The sequence below is a fragment of the Kosakonia sp. HypNH10 genome, assembly GCF_029850615.1.
In the GTDB taxonomy this organism is placed as follows: Bacteria; Pseudomonadota; Gammaproteobacteria; order Enterobacterales; family Enterobacteriaceae; genus Kosakonia; species Kosakonia cowanii.
The window spans coordinates 1,236,507-1,254,989 of the sequence record NZ_JAOTIU010000001.1 but is presented as its reverse complement, the minus strand read 5'-3'; the positions used below and the strand labels follow the sequence as shown (position 1 = coordinate 1,254,989).

16 protein-coding genes are annotated in these 18,483 nt (G+C 62.3%); 11 read left to right on the top strand and 5 right to left on the bottom strand.

Annotated features, from left to right (window positions below; genetic code table 11):
- The first annotated feature begins 16 nt into the window (after nt 1–16).
- Entirely contained in the window at nt 17–751 is a 735-nt protein-coding gene (gene cysH, locus N7V53_RS06020; protein WP_023479475.1) for a phosphoadenosine phosphosulfate reductase, read from the top strand.
- An 836-nt stretch (nt 752–1,587) separates the two neighbouring features.
- Here cysH and hpxZ read toward each other — a convergent pair.
- Genes hpxZ through N7V53_RS06000 form a run of 4 tightly spaced genes read right to left on the bottom strand, consistent with a single transcriptional unit; the run spans nt 1,588 to nt 5,122 of the window.
- Nucleotides 1,588–1,971, bottom strand: a complete 384-nt coding sequence (hpxZ, locus tag N7V53_RS06015; protein ID WP_094419427.1) for an oxalurate catabolism protein HpxZ — start codon at nt 1,969–1,971, stop codon at nt 1,588–1,590.
- On the bottom strand, nt 1,968–3,344 hold the full coding sequence (locus N7V53_RS06010) for an AtzE family amidohydrolase (RefSeq protein WP_279792647.1): 1,377 nt from the start codon (nt 3,342–3,344) through the stop codon (nt 1,968–1,970). The genes hpxZ and N7V53_RS06010 overlap by 4 nt, the downstream gene beginning before the upstream one ends.
- Complete coding sequence (gene hpxX, locus N7V53_RS06005) at nt 3,341–3,532, bottom strand: oxalurate catabolism protein HpxX (protein WP_279792646.1); 192 nt, start codon at nt 3,530–3,532, stop codon at nt 3,341–3,343. The genes N7V53_RS06010 and hpxX overlap by 4 nt, the downstream gene beginning before the upstream one ends.
- A gap of 6 nt (nt 3,533–3,538) precedes the next feature.
- Nucleotides 3,539–5,122, bottom strand: a complete 1,584-nt coding sequence (locus tag N7V53_RS06000; protein WP_279792645.1) for a gamma-glutamyltransferase family protein — start codon at nt 5,120–5,122, stop codon at nt 3,539–3,541.
- Between the two features lie 115 nt (nt 5,123–5,237).
- On the opposite strand from N7V53_RS06000, the gene N7V53_RS05995 reads away from it, so the two are divergent.
- The 10 genes from N7V53_RS05995 to N7V53_RS05950 all read left to right on the top strand — a co-directional run bounded on the left by N7V53_RS05995 (nt 5,238) and on the right by N7V53_RS05950 (nt 17,053).
- The gene (locus N7V53_RS05995; protein ID WP_042717664.1) at nt 5,238–6,077 is read left to right on the top strand and encodes a MurR/RpiR family transcriptional regulator; all 840 of its coding nucleotides are present in this window, start codon (nt 5,238–5,240) and stop codon (nt 6,075–6,077) included.
- A 169-nt stretch (nt 6,078–6,246) separates the two neighbouring features.
- Nucleotides 6,247–7,488, top strand: coding sequence for an alanine--glyoxylate aminotransferase family protein (locus N7V53_RS05990; RefSeq protein ID WP_279792644.1), 1,242 nt, complete (start codon nt 6,247–6,249; stop codon nt 7,486–7,488).
- Entirely contained in the window at nt 7,485–8,747 is a 1,263-nt protein-coding gene (hpxK, locus tag N7V53_RS05985; protein ID WP_279792642.1) for an allantoate amidohydrolase, read from the top strand. The genes N7V53_RS05990 and hpxK overlap by 4 nt, the downstream gene beginning before the upstream one ends.
- Nucleotides 8,748–9,282: 535 nt before the next feature.
- On the top strand, nt 9,283–9,999 hold the full coding sequence (locus tag N7V53_RS05980; RefSeq protein ID WP_023479491.1) for an FCD domain-containing protein: 717 nt from the start codon (nt 9,283–9,285) through the stop codon (nt 9,997–9,999).
- On the top strand, nt 9,996–11,009 hold the full coding sequence (locus N7V53_RS05975; protein ID WP_023479460.1) for an ABC transporter ATP-binding protein: 1,014 nt from the start codon (nt 9,996–9,998) through the stop codon (nt 11,007–11,009). The genes N7V53_RS05980 and N7V53_RS05975 overlap by 4 nt, the downstream gene beginning before the upstream one ends.
- A complete protein-coding gene (locus tag N7V53_RS05970; RefSeq protein ID WP_187801434.1) occupies nt 11,006–12,073 on the top strand; it encodes an oligopeptide/dipeptide ABC transporter ATP-binding protein in 1,068 nt (355 codons plus the stop codon). Before N7V53_RS05975 ends, N7V53_RS05970 begins: the two co-directional genes overlap by 4 nt.
- A gap of 11 nt (nt 12,074–12,084) precedes the next feature.
- Entirely contained in the window at nt 12,085–13,599 is a 1,515-nt protein-coding gene (locus N7V53_RS05965; protein ID WP_263753196.1) for an ABC transporter substrate-binding protein, read from the top strand.
- 23 nt (nt 13,600–13,622) lie between these two features.
- Nucleotides 13,623–14,567: an ABC transporter permease gene (locus N7V53_RS05960; protein ID WP_023479449.1), complete on the top strand. Its 945-nt coding sequence runs from the start codon at nt 13,623–13,625 to the stop codon at nt 14,565–14,567.
- The gene (locus N7V53_RS05955; RefSeq protein WP_023479468.1) at nt 14,567–15,442 is read left to right on the top strand and encodes an ABC transporter permease; all 876 of its coding nucleotides are present in this window, start codon (nt 14,567–14,569) and stop codon (nt 15,440–15,442) included. Before N7V53_RS05960 ends, N7V53_RS05955 begins: the two co-directional genes overlap by 1 nt.
- Nucleotides 15,443–15,451: 9 nt before the next feature.
- Nucleotides 15,452–17,053, top strand: a complete 1,602-nt coding sequence (locus N7V53_RS05950) for a gamma-glutamyltransferase family protein (RefSeq protein WP_279792641.1) — start codon at nt 15,452–15,454, stop codon at nt 17,051–17,053.
- A gap of 563 nt (nt 17,054–17,616) precedes the next feature.
- Here the strand turns inward: N7V53_RS05950 and N7V53_RS05945 are convergent.
- On the bottom strand, nt 17,617–18,387 hold the full coding sequence (locus tag N7V53_RS05945) for an amidohydrolase (protein WP_023478982.1): 771 nt from the start codon (nt 18,385–18,387) through the stop codon (nt 17,617–17,619).
- Nucleotides 18,388–18,483: the final 96 nt, after the last annotated feature.

Sequence of the window (18,483 nt, the reverse complement as noted above, 5' to 3'; positions counted from 1 at the left end):
AAACTGTGAGGAACCTATGTCCATACTCGATCTGAACGCGCTCAACGCGCTGGCGAAAGAGGAACGCGACCAGCAGCTGGCCGACACCAACGCCCAGCTTGAAACCTTCACCGCCGAAGCGCGCGTGGCGTGGGCGCTGGAAAACCTGCCGGGTGAGTATGTGCTCTCATCCAGCTTCGGCATTCAGGCGGCGGTCAGCCTGCACCTGGTCAACCAGGTCTGCCCGAATATCCCGGTGATCCTGACCGATACCGGCTATCTCTTCCCGGAGACCTACCAGTTTATTGATGAGCTGACGGAGAAGCTCAACTTAAACCTTAAGGTCTATCGCGCCGAGCAGAGCCCGGCCTGGCAGGAAGCGCGCTACGGCAAGCTGTGGGAGCAGGGCGTGGAAGGGATTGAGAAGTACAACCAGATCAACAAAGTCGAGCCGATGAACCGGGCGCTGGCTGATCTCAATGCGCAAACCTGGTTCGCCGGGCTGCGCCGTGAGCAATCCGGGAGCCGCGCGGAGCTGCCGGTGCTGGGCATTCAGCGCGGCGTGTTCAAAGTGCTGCCGATCATCGACTGGGATAACCGCACGGTGTACCAGTATCTGCAAAAGCAGGGGCTTAAGTACCATCCGCTGTGGGATCAGGGCTATCTCTCGGTGGGCGATACCCATACCACCCGCAAATGGGAGCCGGGCATGGCAGAAGAGGAGACGCGCTTCTTCGGCCTGAAACGCGAATGCGGGCTGCACGAAGGGTAACTCTTCAGCCGTTGTGGCCACAGCAATTTTGCAGCTGTTGTAGGCCGGATAAGGCAAAGCCGCCATCCGGCAAACAGGCCGCATCGGCTGATGGCATCACACTGCCGGATGGCGCTGACGCTTATCCGGCCTACGAGTAATGACCGCGGTTTTGTAACACTCGGGCCACATCGCATCACACTGCCGGATGGCGCTAACGCTTATCCGGCCTACGAATAACGACCGCGGTTTTTGTAACACTCGGGCCACACCGCATCACACTGCCGGATGGCGCTGGCGCTTATCCGGCCTACGAATAACGACTGCGGTTTTTGTAACACTCGGGCCGCACCGCATCACACTGCCGGATGGCGCTAACGCTTATCCGGCCTACGAATAATGACCGTGATTTTTGTACAATTGGGCCGCACCGCATCACACTGCCGGATGGCGCTGACGCTTATCCGGCCTACGAATAATGACCGCGGTTTTTGTAACACTCGTGCCACACCGCATCACACTGCCGGATAGCGCTAACGCTTATCCGGCCTACGAATAATGACCCCGGTTTTTGTAACACTCGTGCCACACCCCATCACACTGCCGGATGGCGCTATCGCTTATCCGGCCTACGAATAATGACCGCGGTTTTTGTACAATTGGGCCGCACCGCATCACACTGCCGGATGGCGCTGACGCTTATCCGGCCTACGAATAACGACCGCGGTTTTTGTACAATTCGGCCGCACCGCATCACACTGCCGGATGGCGCTAACGCTTATCCGGCCTACGATGAAGATCCTGGTGTTGTAGGCCGGATAAGGCGCAGCCGCCATCCGGCAATCAAACCGCACCACTTACTGCATCACACTCACATGAGCGGCGACAATCCGCCATCCGAACGGGAACTTCACCCATGTCTGCATCTGGCGGCCGATGCGCTCGCTGTTTTCGCGGGTAAACTCGGTGCTCGCCACCGCCATCTCATCGCCAAAGGTGGTGATGGTGGTATTGCGTAACACCCGCTCTAATCCGGCCGACGGGCGCGCCTGGCGAAAATCGCGGATCGCCGCCATGCCGTAAAGATTCTCCGTCGCTCCGTAGCGCACCGTACGCCCGTCATCCCAGAACAGCTCATCCAGCACCGCCACATCATTACTGATCAACGCCTGCTCATAGCGATAAAACGCCGCCGTCACCTCGTTGAGGATCAGCGGGCGGTCAATATTGTCGCGATTCATGTTCCCTCCTGCGGATAAAGAAGCCCGGCCTGCTCCAGCCGCCATGCTGCCTGTAAACAGCGCGCCTCCTGCCACGGCGCGCCAATAATCTGCACGCCAATTGGCAGCCCGCGCTCACTCTTCAGCGCCACGGTCACCACCGGCAGGCCGAGAAACGAAATCGGCTGCGTCAGCATCCCCATGCTCGCTTTGACCGGCAGGTCACAGCCGTTAATGCGCATTGTTGCATCACCAATCTGCGTGGCGCTGCACGGCGTGGCGGGAGCGAGCAGCAGATCGACATCCTTAAACAGCGCCAGCGTCTCATCACGAAACCAGGCCCGGAAGCGCTGCGCCTGCGTATACCACGCCGACGGCGTCATCGCCCCCGCCAGCAGACGCTCGCGCGAGTTCGGCTCAAACTTATCCGCCGCCGTGCGCAGGGCAGGCAGGTACGCATTACCCCCTTCGGCAGCGGTCAGCACAAACGCCGCCGAACGTGCCAGCTCCGCCTGCGGCAGCGTCATCGCGCGATCCGCTGCCAGCGCGCGAGCCACCTGGCTTAGCGCGTCGCGGGCATCGTTATCGCACCAGGTGGTGAAGAACCCCTCCAGCACCGCGCAGCGCAGCGGATCGTCGCGGGTAAGCTGCGTAAGTGCCGCCTCGTTCGGGCGATCCGCCTGGGCGCGATCGTCCGGATCGCGCCCCTGCAAGGCGTCATAAACCCGCGTCAGATCGTCGACGGTGCGCGCCAGTGGGCCGATATGATCGAGGCTCGGCACAAAGGGGTGGCTGCCGCTGCGCGACAAACGCCCGAAGGTTGGTTTCAGGCCATTCACGCCGCAGAGAGAAGCAGGCACGCGGATCGAGCCGTTGGTGTCGGTGCCGAGAGCGAAATTGACCATCCCCGCCGCGACCGCCGCCGCTGAACCGCCGGAGGAGCCGCCCGCTACGCGGGTGCGATCGCGCGGGTTGCGCGTCGCGCCGTAGTGACTGTTTTCGGTGGTGAAGCCATAGGCATAGGCGTCCATATTAAGCCCTCCGGCCAGCAGCGCCCCGGCGTGATGGAGCTGGCGCAGGGCAAAGGCATCCTGCGCGGCGGGCGCATCCTGGCTGAACAACTCCGCGCCAGCCAGCGTCGTCACGCCTGCAATATCAAACAGGTTTTTCACCGCAAACGGCACGCCCGCCAGCGGCGGCAGCGTCTCGCCCTGCGCGATCCGGCGATCAATCTGGTCTGCTTCAGCAAGCAGGCGCGGGGCGGTGATTTCAGTAAAGGCATTAATGCCCGGGTTAAGTTGATCGATGCGCGATAACGTCTGCTGCGCCAGTTCGTGCGCGCTGAACCACTTCTCGCGCAGCCCGCGCTGAATATCCTCAATCGACAGATTCATAAGCGGTACTCTCCCGCCCCTTCCTGACGAGGGGGCAGGGGAAACTGCATCAGCGGCTGCGCCATCGCCGCGATGCGCGCCAGCTGCACTTCAAGCTCTGCGCGGCGCGCGTCATCAAGCGGCACATCAAGTATCTGCTCCATCAGCCGGATCCACGCCGGCCAGTCTGTTGCGTTGTTATTCATCATCGCTCCTTAGAAACCTGCCGCGCTGCCGTTGCTGCGCGGATCAAACGCCCCCTCCAGCATGCCGTTGGCATGGCGCACAATCGCACCGGCATGGCCGGTCGCCTCGCTTAAACCGGGCAGCCACTCCACTTCATGGCCCATAGCGCGCAGTGCCTGCGCCGTCTCTTCGCTAAAACGGTTCTCCAGCTTCAGGCTGTCGGAGGTCTGCCCCCAGGTGCGCCCGAGCAGCCAGCGCGGGGCGCAGACCGCTTCCTGCAATCCCATTCCCTGCAACACATGGCGGGTAAAGATCGCCGCCTGAGTCTGCGGCTGCCCGTCGCCGCCCATCGTGCCGTAGACCATGGTGCGGCCATCGTTAAGCCGCGCCGCCGCCGGGTTTAAGGTGTGGAATGGCTGTTTGCCCGGCATCAGCGCCAGCAGATGTTGCGGGTCGAGGCTGAAGGCCGCGCCGCGGTTTTGCAGCAGCACGCCGCTCTCCGGCAGCACTACGCCGCTGCCAAACTCGTGATAGATACTCTGGATAAACGACACCGCCAGCCCGTTTTTATCCACCACGCCCATCCACACCGTATCCCCCGGTCCTTTGCCTGGGCCCCAGGGGGCGGCGCGCTGCTCATTGATGCTGGCGGCGAGCTGTTCCAGCGGTGCCTGCTCCAGCAGGCTCTGCACCGGCAGCGTGACGTGGCGCGGATCGGTGATATAGCGGTCGCGCAGGCCAAAGGCTTTTTTGGTCGCTTCGACAATCCGGTGGATGGTCTGCACTTCGCTGGCCTGCTCCATCGCCAGGTGATCGGTAATGCCGAGGATCGCCAGCGACACCAGCCCCTGGGTAGGCGGCGTCATGTTGAACACCTCGCCCTGGCTGTGCGCGAGCCGCAGCGGCACGCGGCGCTGGGCGCGATGAGCGGCGAGATCCTGCGCGGTCACCGGCAGGCCTAAAGCCGCCATTTCAGCGGCGATAATGGTTGCCAGCGGGCCGCGATAAAAACTGTCTAACCCCTCGGTGGCAAGCCGGGTTAAGGTGCGCGCCAGTTTCGGCTGGCAAAAGCGGCTCCCCGCCAAAGGCGCGTTGCCATCAGGTAAAAAGGTGTCGGCAAAACCGGGGACATCGACCAGTTCAGCGTATTTCGCCTGGGTGGCGCTGGCCTGTGACTGGGTAACGGGAATGCCCTCGGCGGCGTAGCGAATGGCGTCCGCCAGCAGGCGCGAAAGGGGAAGCTGCCCGCCGCCGAGTGAGGTGGAGAACGCCAGCGCCTCCTCCCAGCCGCTCAATGTGCCGGGCACGGTTAACGCTGCCAGCGGGCCGCGATGGGGAATATGCGCATTCCCGTCATAAAAGGCGGTGGTTGCGTGCTGGCCCGCTGCGCCGCTGGCATCGATCGCCAGCGGTTCGCCGTTCGGCGGCACGATCAGCCAGAAGCCGTCGCCGCCAATGCCGTTCATATGCGGGTAGACCACCGCAATGGTGGCCGCCGCCGCGACCATCGCTTCAATGGCGTCACCGCCGTGGCGCAGCACCGAGAGCGCCGACTCGCTGGCAAGGTGGTGGGGCGTTACCGCCATACCGGAGGGGGCCATATTACTCTGCATCGTCACGCTTCCTTTTTTGCGGGTATAGCAGAGTGCTAAGCAAGAGCTGTTCCAGATTGACGCGATACGTTTCACTGTGTCAGCTTTAGCTGAAACAAAAGTTGCAGGAGGCGTTATGCAGCAGCTCGATATGCGCTTACGCGCGTGTTACGACCACCTCTCGCCGCAGGAGCAGCGGGTGGCCGCCTTTATTCTCGACCACTTCGACGACCTGGTGAGCTACAACAGCGCGGAGCTTGCCCGCTTAAGCGGCGTGTCGAAAGCGACCGTCAGCCGCCTGTTTCGCCGGCTCGGTTACGACAACTTCAAAGCGATGCGCGATGAGCTGCGCACCCTGCGCCAGAGCGGGATGCCGCTGGCGGAAAGCCGCGAGGCGGTGCAGGGCAACACGCTGCTGGCGCGCCACTATAAGCAGGAGATGGCGAACCTGACCCAGTGGATCAACAGCCTCGATGCGGAGCAGTTTGCCGCCATTATCGCCGCCCTGAGCGCCGCCCGGCGGGTGGTGATTATCGGCTTTCGCAACAGCGCGCCGGTGGCGCTGCATCTGCGCCAGCAGTTATTGCAAAGCCGCGGGCAGGTGGCGGTGATGCCACAGCCGGGGCAGACGCTGGCGGAGGAGATTGTCGATCTCACCGGGGAGGATATGGTGGTGATGGTGGCGTTTCGCCGCCGTCCGCGCGGAGTGCGTCCGCTGCTGGAGACGCTGCAAAGCCGCGGCGTGCCGGTGCTGGTGCTGAGCGAAGCGCAGGCCAGCGGGCTGAAAGCCGTTAGCCGCTGGCATATCGGCCTGCCGCTGGAGAGCGTCTCGGCCTTCGACAGCTACAGCAGCGCCATGAGCCTGGTGAATCTGCTCGCCAACGCGCTGCTGCACACCACGCTTAGCGAAGGGCGCCAGCGCATTCACACTATCGCCGCGCTCTATCAGGATCTCGACGAACTCGAGCCGCGCTGATGCACTTTTTTGGTGCTTTCGCACCACGCTGATGACACCTCGCGGGGCACGCTGTGCCCCCGATTTTGTGGTTTACCCCGCAGTCCCGTCCCCTCCGTCTATGGCACATTAGTTGCAGAAATATCAAATAAGAACCTTTTGTTTCATTGACCGGATGAAGGACGTGCCAATGTTTGATCTCTCCCACAGTTCACAAATCAACCCGCCTCAACGCCTGCTGATGGGGCCGGGGCCGATCAATGCCGATCCGCGCGTGCTGCGCGCGATGGCGAGCCAGCTTATCGGCCAGTACGATCCGGTAATGACCGGCTACATGAATGAGGTGATGGCGCTCTATCGCGGCGTCTTTCGCACCGAAAACCGCTGGACGATGCTGGTGGATGGCACCTCGCGCGCCGGTATTGAGGCGATCCTCGTCTCTGCCATTCGCCCCGGCGATCGCGTGCTGGTGCCGGTGTTTGGCCGCTTTGGTCATCTGCTCTGTGAAATCGCCCGCCGCTGCCGCGCCGAGGTGCATACCATCGAGGCGCCGTGGGGCGAAGTCTTCACCCCGGATCAGATTGAAGAGGCGATCAAGCGCGTTAAGCCGCGCCTGCTGCTGACGGTGCAGGGCGACACCTCGACAACGATGCTGCAACCGCTCGATCAACTGGGCGAGATCTGCCGCCGCCACGATGTGCTGTTTTACACCGATGCCACGGCGTCACTCGGCGGCAACGCGCTGGAGAGCGATGCCTGGGGGCTGGATGCGGTCTCTGCCGGGTTGCAGAAGTGCCTTGGCGGGCCGTCCGGCAGCGCGCCGGTCACCTTAAGCCCGCGCATGGAGGCGGCGATCCGCGCCCGCCGCTGTGTTGAGCAGGGGATCCGCACCGAGGCCCACGAAGATGGCAGCGAGGAGATGATCTACTCCAACTATTTCGATCTCGGCATGGTGATGGATTACTGGGGGCCGGAGCGCCTGAACCACCACACCGAAGCCACCAGCATGCTCTTCGCCGCCCGCGAATGCGCGCGCATTATGCTGGAGGAGGGGATGGATAACCTCATTGCCCGCCACGAACTGCACGGCCGCGCGCTGCTCGCCGGTATCCAGGGAATGGGGCTTGGCGTGTTTGGCGACATCCGCCACAAGATGAATAACGTGCTCGGGGTGGTGATCCCGCCTGAGGTACACGGTGAAGAGGTGCGCCAGCGCCTGCTGAACGATTTCCATATTGAGATTGGCACCTCCTTCGGCCCGCTACAGGGCAAGATCTGGCGCATTGGCACCATGGGCTATAACGCGCGCAAAGATTGCGTCCTGCAAACCCTTACCGCGCTGGAAGCGGTGCTCAACCGCCTCGGTTTTCGTACCGTGCAGGGCGCGGCGATGCAGGCAGCCTGGGATGTGTATGAAGGAGCGCGCGCATGATGAATCAGGAGGAGGCCGCCTGCGCCGCCGCTCGGGTAATGGCGCGCTGCGACGCGCTGGCGCAATTAAGCGAAAGCACAGAGGGGCTGACCCGCGTTTATCTCTCGTCGGAGCATTTGCAGGCCAACGCGCTGGTCGCGCAGTGGATGCAGCAGGCGGGCATGAACACCTGGCAGGATGCGGTCGGCAATATCTGCGGGCGCTATGAGGCCGCGCAGCCGGGCGCGCAGGCGCTGCTGCTCGGCTCGCATCTCGATACGGTGCGCAACGCCGGGCGCTACGACGGCATGCTCGGCGTGCTGGCGGCGATTGAAGTGGTGGATGCGCTAAATCGCGCCGGGCTTCGCGGGGCGCAGGCGATTGAGATTATCGGCTTTGCTGATGAGGAGGGAACGCGCTTTAACATCGCCATGCTCGGCAGCCGTGGAGTGACCGGTAGCTGGCCCGCCTCGTGGCTCGCCTGCGAGGATGCGCAGGGAGTCAGCGTGGCGCAGGCGTTAGCCCTTGCCGGGCTGAGCGCCGATGCGATTTTTGCCGCCCAGCGGCCAGTGGCGGATTTCTCGGCCTACCTCGAGTTGCATATTGAGCAGGGGCCGGTGCTGGAGCAGGAGGATCTCGCCCTCGGCGTGGTGAGCGCGATTAATGGCGCGCACCGTCTGCACGCCCGCTTTACCGGTGAAGCGGGCCATGCCGGGACGGTGCCGATGCGCCATCGCCGCGATGCGCTGGCTGCCGCCGCCGAATGGCTGCTGTTTATTGAGCAGACCACCCAGGCCTTCGCGCCGGATATTGTCGCCACCGTTGGTACCTTGCAGTGCGAGCCCGGCGCGGTGAATGTGATCCCTGGCGCGGTAAGCCTGACGCTTGATATTCGCAGCCCGCAGGATGAGGCGCGCGACGCGCTGCTGCAACGCCTGCTGGCGCAGGCAGAGGTGATTGCGACGCGGCGCGGCGTGAGTTTTAGCTATGAGATTTTTTATACCATTGCCGCCACGCCCTGCGATGAAGCTCTGCGTGCGCAGTTAAGCGACGCGGTGCGGGAAGTGCAGGGGCGCACGATGTTGTTGCCGAGCGGTGCCGGGCATGACGCCATCGCCATCGCCGAACGCTGGCCGTCGGCGATGCTCTTTGTGCGCTGTGCGGGCGGGATCAGCCACCATCCGGCGGAGAGCGTGGCAGAGGATGATGTCGCCCAGGCGCTGCGCGCCTTTAGCCTCGCGGTCGGGCAGCTGATCGCTCGCCCGTCAGCCGTTGCCTGATGGCGGCTGCGCCTTATCAGGCCTACAACACCCGGCTCACACACGTATCCCCCCCGTAGGCCCGATAAGCGCAGCGCCATCGGGCAATACAAACTTCGCATTCCTCTCAGGCACCGCACCCGTAGGCCCGATAAGCGCAGCGCCATCGGGCAATACAAACCCCCATCTCTCTCAGGCACCGCACCGTAGACCCGATAAGCGCAGCGCCATCGGGCAATACAAACTCCCGCCCCCCTCACAGGCACCGCGCCATCGGGCGGTGCATTTGTGAACTTTTTGCTCTTTTTTGGTGCGTTTGTTGCACAAAAACTGTGCATTGCCCGTTTTTCTTCCCCTCCGGCGCTGCTTTTCCCGCCACTTCTGGCAAAAAATAAACATCTTTAAATCAATGTATTAACAAATATTTCAAAAATATAACTGAACCAATGATCTATTGGTTCGCAAATTGCTTAATAAACCCTGAGCGGCAGCAGGCATAAAAACCATAACTTGCTGTTATGAAATAAAAAGATAACGCGAACGCGGATGAACCAATATGGAAAAACCCTCACGCTATCTGGCGAACTCCAGCACAGCGCTTGAACAGCTTCGTGGCCTTATCCACCAGTATGAGTCAACACCAGGGACTCCTCTGCCGACAGAGCGCGAGCTGGCTGAAATGTTTGGCGTCGGGCGGCGCGAGATCCGCCGCGCCCTCGACGTGCTGGAGGAGGAGGGGCGCATCTGGCGCAAGCAGGGCAAAGGGACCTTTACCGGCCCCACCGCGCCTGCCTCGCCCGTTGCGCTACAAGGGCTGGTTCAGCAGACCAATATGCTGGAAGTGATGGAGTCGCGCTTACAGATTGAGCCAGGCCTGGCGCGGCTGGCGGCACTGCGGGCAAGCCCGGAGCAGCTGGCGCTGATGCAGCGCATGCTTGAGCGCATCGATAACGTCAGCGCCGAAGATCCGGACCTCAATGAACTGTGGGACAGCGCCTTTCACCGGGCGATTGCTGAAGCGGCGGGCAACCGTCTGCTGCTTGGCCTGTTCGACACCCTCGACGCCGTGCGCCGCGAACCCGCCTGGCACCACCTGCGCGAGCTGGCGCGTACGCCGGCGAAGGTCGACCGCTACAACGATCATCATCACCGCATTATGCAGGCGATCCGCGATCGCAAGCCGGCCGCGGCCGCCATGGCGATGCGCGAACACCTGCTCGATCTGCAATACGCCCTGATCCAGGCCATCCACATTGAGGACGATATGCCATGACGACGATCCCGTTTCACGATCCCGCGCCGGTGCTGCGGATAACCAACCTGAAGGTGCAGTTTGCCGGATCGCCGGTCAGCGTATTAGATGGCATCTCTCTGAGCGTAAAACGCGGTGAGACGCTGGCGCTGGTGGGCGAATCGGGCTGCGGGAAAAGTATTACTTCGCTGGCGTTGATGGGGCTGCTGCCCACCAGCGCACAGATTGTCAGCGGCGAGATGCACTTTCGCGACCAGGATCTGCGCCAGCTTGCTCCGCGTGACTATGCCGACCTGCGCGGCAACGCGCTGGCGATGATTTTTCAGGAGCCGATGACCTCCCTCAACCCGGCGTTCACGTTAGGCGATCAGCTCAGTGAAGCGGTGATGCGCCACCAGAACGTCTCGCGCAGCGAGGCGATGGCGGCGGCGCTACAAATTCTCGAAAAAGTCCAGATCCCCGCCCCGGAGATGCGCCTCAAAGCCTATCCGCACCAGCTCTCCGGCGGTATGCGCCAGCGCGTGATGATCGCCATGGCGCTGATTAATAACCCCCGGCTGCTGATTGCCGACGAACCGACCACCGCGCTGGATGTCACCATTCAGGCGCAGATCCTTGCCCTGCTCAACACCCTGAAGGCAGAAACCGGCACGGCGGTGTTGATGATCACCCACGACCTCGGCGTGGTGGCAGAAGTGGCGCAGCAGGTGGCGGTGATGTACGCCGGTCAGGTGGTGGAGCAGGGGAGCGTCGAGGCGATTTTTGCCGATCCGCAGCACCCCTACACCATTGGCCTGATGGGCTCGATCCCCTCCCTCGGCGCACGCAAAGGCCCGCTCTCCACCATTCCCGGTGCGGTGCCGCTGCCGGAGGCGATGCCGAAAGGGTGCCGCTTCGCCACCCGTTGCCCCTTTGCGCAGACGCGCTGCCATCAGGAAAAACCGACCTTACAGCCGCAGGGGCATGGTCACCTGGTGGCCTGTTTCCGCGCGCCCCTTGAACAGCATATCGCGCTGGGAGAAACCGCATGAGCACACCGATTCTTGAAGCCCACGATCTCAGCAAACGCTTTGCCGGGCCGTCGCGCCTCTTTGCACCAAAACGGTATGTCACCGCAGTCGATCGCGTCTCGCTGGCGGTTTACCCCGGTGAAACGCTGGCGATTGTCGGCGAATCTGGCTCCGGCAAATCGACCCTCGGCCGCCTGCTGCTGCGCCTGCTTGCCGCCTCCGAAGGCGAGGTTTATTACCAGGGCGAGGCGATCACCCATGCCAGCGGCGCGCGCGTTAACCAGCTGCGCCGCGAGCTGCAAATCATCTTTCAGGACCCCTTTGCCTCTCTTAACCCGCGCATGACCGTTGAGCAGATCGTCGGCGAACCGCTGTGGCTGCACCAGAAGATGGGCAAAAGCGATCGCCAGCTGCGCGTGGCGGAACTGCTCTCCACCGTCGGGCTGCCCGCCGCCTGGGCGCGTCGCTACCCCCATGAGTTTTCCGGCGGCCAGCGCCAGCGTATCGGCATCGCCCGCGCGCTGGCCTCAGGCCCGAAACTGCTGCTCGGCGATGAGCCGGTGTCGGCGCTCGATGTCTCGGTGCAGGCGCAGGTGGTCAACCTGCTGGAGAACCTCAAGCAGCAGTTTGGCCTGACGATGATTATCGTCGCCCACGGTCTGGCGGTGATCCGCCATATGAGCGACCGCGTGGCGGTGATGTATCTCGGGCAGATTGTCGAAATGGCGACGGTCGAAGAGATCTTCGACGCACCGTTGCACCCCTACACCCAGGCGCTGATCGCCTCTGCGCCGCAAACGCAGCCTGGCCTTGAGCGGCAAACGCCGCTGTTGCAGGGCGATCTGCCTAACCCGGCCAACCCGCCGCAGGGCTGCCGTTTTCACACCCGCTGCCCCTATGTCAGCGATGAGTGCCGCCAGCTTGAGCCAATTAACCAACTGCTCGACGGCGGCCGCCAGGTGGCCTGCCATCGCTGGCAGGAGATTAACCGCGATCGCAGCGTTATCCAGATTGCTCCGCCTTCCGCCGCCTTCCTGCGCCGCCGCGCGCTGTTTGAACAGGCAGCCTCTCACTCGTCCCGTTAAAGGAAACAATAATGATTGTGCGAAATTCTCTGTTGACCGTTCTGGGAAGCGTTATGTTGCTGGGCGCGGCGCTGCCGACCCACGCTGAAAGTGTGCTGAAAGTGGGCCTCGGCGCTGATCCCGATATGCTCGATCCGCATCTGGCGCGTACCTACTACGGGCGTTTTGTCTTTGCCTCGCTCTGCGACCGGCTGGTGGATGTCGACGCCAACCTGAAGGTAGTGCCGGGCCTCGCCACGGCGTGGACATGGAGCGAAGATGGTAAAACCCTGACCATGACTCTGCGTGAAGGGGTCACCTTCCACGATGGCGAGAAGTTTGATGCCGCGGCGGCGAAATTCAGCCTCGATCGCGCCCTGACGCTGCCAGGCTCGCTGCGCAAAAGCGAACTCTCCTCGGTGGAATCCGTTGAGGTGACCGGGCCGATGCAGATCGCTCTGCACCTGAAAACGCCGGACTCGGCGCTGCTGATGCAGCTCACCGACCGCGCTGGCGCGATGCTGGCACCAGAGGCGGCGAAGAAAGCCAATTTCGCCGCGCACCCGGTCTGCTCTGGCCCCTATAAATTCGACAGCCGCGTCGCGCAGGATCGCATTGTGCTGACCCGCTTCGATAACTACTGGAACAAAGGCGCGTACCACTTCGACAAAGTGGTCTATTTGCCAATCCCGGATGCCTCCGTGCGGCTGGCCAACCTGCGTGCGGGCGATCTCGATCTGACGGAAGGCGTTGCCGCCAGCGACGTGAAAACCGTGCAGAGCGACAGCAAGCTGCAACTGGCGAAGGTGACCGGCCTCGGTTATCAGGGCATCACATTTAATATCAATAACGGCAAAGTGCCGGCCAACGATCCGTTTAAAGATGCGCGCGTGCGCGAAGCTTTCTCGCTGGCTATCGACCGCGAGGCGCTCAACCAGGTGGTATTCGAGGGGCTTTATACCCCGGCAAACCAGGCCTTCTCGCCGGTCAGCCCGTATCACGTCAAGCTGCCGGTTGCGCCGCGCGATGTGGAAAAAGCAAAAGCGCTGTTGCAGGCCGCCGGGGTGAAAACGCCGCTGACCGTCTCGCTGCTGGTGCCGAATAACCCAACCTCGCAGCAGGTGGGCCAGGTGCTGCAAGCGATGACCGCCGAAGCGGGCTTTAACATCAACCTGCAAATGACGGAATTCGCCACCCTGCTCGACAGACAGCAGAGCGGTGATTATCAGCTCAGCTTCTCCGGCTGGTCCGGCCGCCCGGATCCCGATGGCAGCATCTTTGGTTTTGTACACAGCAAAGGCGCACTCAACGATGGCCGCTACAGCAACGCTCAGGTCGACACATGGCTGACCGAAGCGCGGACGCAGAACGATCCCGCCACCCGCCAGGCGCTGTATGAAAAAGTGGTGAAACAGCTGCAAACGGATATGCCGATTGCCTACCTCTACTTTGAGCCGCGCCTGTTCGGGCTGAACAAAAAAGTGCAGGGCTTTACCCCTTACCCGGACGGCATTGTGCGTCTGGCGGGTCTGAGCTTCGCCAAATAACCCGTCAGCCGTAAGGAGAGACCATGCTGGAACTGATTTGCAAACGCCTGATGCTCGCGGTGCCGACTCTGCTGTTGGTGAGCATGATGGTGTTCGGGTTGCAGAAGCTGCTGCCCGGCGATCCGATCACCGCCATGCTCGGCGAGGAGCGCGATCCGGCGGTGATCGCTCATCTGCGCGCGGAGCTGAACCTGGATGCGCCGATTCCGGTGCAGTATTTCCACTGGTTGACCCGCGCGTTGCAGGGGGATCTGGGCGTCTCTTTACGCACGCAGGAGCCGGTGACCCATCTGATTGCCGCCAAGCTGCCGGTGACGCTGGAGATGTCGCTGCTGGCGATGATCATCGCGCTGCTGGTCGGCATCAGTATGGGCATCCTTGCGGCGGTGAATAAGAACAGCTGGATCGATCACGGCACCAACTTCGTCGCCATCTCGGGAATTTCGGTGCCGCACTTCTGGCTGGGGATTTTGCTGATCCTCATCTTCTCGGTCAATTTGCAGTGGCTGCCCGCTTCCGGCTTTGTGCCCTTTGCGGAGGATCCGCTGCAAAACCTGCGCACGCTGCTGCTGCCGTCGCTGGTGCTCGGCACCGGCCTTGCAGCGACGCTGATGCGCCACACCCGCGCGTCGATGATTGCGGTGCTGAAAGCCGATTACATCCGCACCGCGCGTGCCAAAGGGTTACTGCCGAAAGCGGTGATCATGAAGCACGCCTTTCGTAACGCGCTGGTGCCGGTGATCACCCTGACAACGCTGCTGTTCGGCGAGTTACTCGGCGGGGCGGTGCTCACCGAGCAGGTGTTTACCATTCCCGGCTTCGGCAAGATGATTGTCGATTCCGTCTTCAACCGCGACTACGCGGTGGTGCAGGGCGTAGTGCTGGTAGTGGCGATCGGTTTTCTCGCCCTCAACCTGCTGGCCGACGTGCTGTATGTGTTGATCAACCCGAAAATGCGGAGCGAATAATGGCGGAACTCACCTCTGTCGGTGCGGCGGCTACGCTGCCGCGCAATGAAAACCGGGTGCTGAAGAAATTTCTCGCCAATAAAAGCGCGGTGCTTGGCGCGGTGATTGTCGGCATCTTTGTACTTATCGCACTGCTGGCACCGTGGATCGCACCGTTTGATCCGGTCAAAGCCGATTTTCTGGCGGTGCGTAAGGCCCCCTCGGTGCTCCACTGGTTTGGCACCGATGAGCTGGGGCGCGACATTCTCTCGCGCATGGTATGGGGCGCGCGCACCTCGCTGCTGGCGGGCTGTGTCTCGGTGGTGATCGCCGTGGTGATTGGCGTGCCGCTCGGTCTGCTGGCCGGGTATTTTCAGGGGATGTGGGATGGGGTGATTTCGCGCTTTATCGAAGCGCTGCTCGCCTGTCCGTTTCTGATTATGGCGATTGCCCTCGGCGCGTTTCTCGGCCCAAGCCTGACCAACGCGATGATCGCCATTGGCCTCTCGGCGATGCCGATCTTTGCCCGCCTGACGCGCGGTCAGGTGATCGCCATTCGTAATGAAGAGTATATCGACGGTGCGCGCGCCATCGGCCTGCCGGACCGCTGGATCATCGTGCGCTATGTGCTGCCCAACGTGATGTCGCCGATTCTGGTACAGGCCACGCTTGCCATCGCCTCGGCGATCATTACGGAGGCGAGCCTCTCGTTTCTCGGCCTCGGGCAGCAGCCGCCATACCCCTCCTGGGGCGCCATGCTTAACACGGCAAAAGGGTTCCTCGAGCAGGCGCCGTGGATGTCGATTTTTCCCGGTGTGGCGATCTTCCTCACCGTGCAGGGATTCAATTTACTCGGCGACGGGCTGCGCGACGCGCTCGATCCGCGCCACGACTAAGGAGTTTGCATGACTAAAGCGATTGATTTTAGCGTCGGTTACGCCTCACGCCGCGCGCCGATGATTGGCCAAAACGCGGTGGCAACGTCGCAGCCGCTGGCGGCACAGGCCGGAATGCGTATGTTGCAGCAGGGTGGTAACGCGGTAGATGCGGCGATTGCCGCGGCGATGGCGTTAACAGTGGTAGAGCCGACCGGCTGCGGCATCGGCAGCGATGCCTTTGCCATCGTCTGGGATGGCAAAGAGTTGCACGGGTTGAACGCCTCTGGCCGCTCGCCCGCCAGCTGGCATGCGGATCTCTTTGCCGGTCTTGACGCGGTGCCGGAGATTGGCTGGGATGCGGTGACGGTGCCCGGCGCGGTCTCTGGTTGGGTGGCGCTGGCGGAGCGCTTCGGCACGCTGCCGCTCACCACGCTCGCGCAACCGGCAATTGAGTATGCCCGTAACGGTTTTCCCGTCTCGCCGCTGATTGGCCATCTCTGGCAGCGCGGCTATGACAAGCTGAAAGATCAGCCGGGCTTTAGCGAGTGCTTTGCCCCTGAAGGCCGGGCGCCGAAAATCGGCGAGATCTTCCGTAACCCGGCGCAGGCGCGCACGCTGGAGCTGATTGCCGAGACTAATGGTGAAGCCTTCTATCGCGGCGAGCTGGCGCAGAAGATCGCCGCCTTTGCAAAGCAGCACGGTGCGCACCTGAGCGAAGCGGATCTGGCGAATCATGAAGCCAACTGGGTCTCGCTGCTGTCGCGCGACTTTGCCGGTGGATCGGTGCAGGAGCTGCCGCCAAACGGGCAGGGGATTGCGACGCTGATTGCCCTCGGCATTCTTGAGCAGTGCGATATTGGCCGTTACGATCCCGATTCGGTGCAGTCGCTGCATCTGTCGATTGAGGCGATGAAGCTGGCGCTGGCGGATCTCGATCGCTATATCGCCGATGAAGATCACCTCGAGTTTGCCGCTGACCTGCTGCTCAGCGACAGCTACCTGAAAACCCGCGCGGCGCTGATCGACCCTGATAAAGCCTCCGATTTTGTCTACGGTTCGCCGACGCAAAGCGGCACGGTTTATCTCTCAACGGCGGATGCCAGCGGCATGATGGTGTCGTTTATTCAGTCCAACTTTATGGGCTTTGGCTCGGGCGTGGTGGTACCGGAGACCGGTATCAGCCTGCAAAACCGCGGCTGCGGCTTTGTGCTCGATCCGAAACACCCGAATGTGCTGGCGGGCAGTAAGCGTCCGTTCCACACCATTATTCCCGGTTTTGCGATGGGCGCAGACGGCAAGCCGCTGATGTCTTTTGGCGTGATGGGCGGGCCGATGCAGGCGCAGGGGCATATGCAGATGGCGCTGCGCATTATGCAGCACGGCCAGAATCCGCAGGCGGCGATTGACGCTCCGCGCTGGCGCGTGGTGCGCGGGCGGGAGGTGATTGTTGAGTCGACCTTCTCGCACAATGTGATCGCTGCGCTGCGCGATCGCGGGCATCAGATTACCGTTGAGGATCCGCAGGCGGGGTACAATTTCGGCGGCGCGCAGGTGATTTACCGGATGCCGGAGGGGCAGTATGTTGCCGCCACCGAGAGCCGCAAAGATGGGCAGGCATTGGTGAGTTAAGGGGGCTCCGCTCCCGGGCATTAATACCGCGGCACCGATTGCCGGATGGCGGCATACAAACCAGCGCCGTTCCCGTAGGCCGGATAAGCGTGTAACGCGCCATCCGGCATTTTATCAGCGGTAATATTGCCGGATGGCGGCTGCGCCTTATCCGGCCTACGCGGTTCCAGCAGCGACTGTTTTTCATTGGGCGTCCATCTTACAGCGGTGGTGTTGACCCCCGCTGAAATCGGCGAACCGAAGCGTGAATGACAAGGTCTGGACGCCATGGATGGCGGACAGAGGCGAACCGAGACAGGGAGCGAGTCCCGGAACGGGCGAGCAAGTCGAGTCGAGCCGGCCGCAGTCAGGCACGCGGGAGGTGAGCGCAGTGCGCAGCACCGATTTCCTCGCGGGGCCGCGGGGATTGACAAGGGGGGAGCGGTCCCCCCCTTGTCCCGTTCACCGCATAAGAGGTCAATGAAACCCCACTACGTATGGTGAACGGAACCCTTCCACCAATGCCACATGTCAGGCTCATTGCCGGATGGCGCGGAAACGCTTATCCGGCCTACGGGAGGGCATCACTCTAAGGTGAAGGGATCGGCGTCCTGCCAGGCGGGGAACTGGGTGCGGTACTCTTTCAGCGCGGTGAGTGACATCTCGGCGTCGATGCGCGTTGCCAGGTGCGCGTCGGCGCTGGCGACGATCTCCCCCTGCGGGCTAATCACCCGGCTGTCGCCGCGATAGTGGTGACCATTCCCGTCGCTGCCAACGCGGTTACAGCCTGCTACCCAGGCCTGGTTCTCAATCGCGCGGGCCAGCAGCAGCGACTGCCAGTGCAGGGAGCGCGGCGCAGGCCAGTTAGCGACATAGAGCAGCAGATCGTACTCATCGCGGTTGCGCGACCAGACCGGAAAACGCAGGTCGTAGCAGACCAGCGGCATAATGCGCCAGCCGCGCCACTCGAATATCACGCGCGTCTCACCCGGCTGATAGTGGTGATGCTCATCCGCCATGCGGAAGAGATGGCGCTTATCGTAAAAATGCACTTCGCCCTGCGGCTCGACCAGCAAAAAGCGGTTCACCGCCCCGCGATCCGTTTGCAGCGCTGCGCTGCCGGCGATCAGGGCGTTAGTCTGCCGCGCCTTGTCGCGCATCCAGCTCACCACCTCTTCCTGCGATAACGACCGCGTGGCGGCTTCCATCGCAAAGCCGGTGGTGAACATCTCCGGCAGGACAATCACATCGCGCCCGCTAATCCCTTCCAGTTGCACATCAAAATGGCGCAGGTTCGCCGGGCCATCCATCCACGCCAGCGGTTGTTGTAACAGCGTAATTTTTAAACCAGGCACAATCACCACTCCCCTTCAGACAGCATCGGCACACTGTAGCACGCCAAAAAACGAAAAAAACCCGCAGGGTTGCGGGTTTTGTCGAAGGAGGAGGGG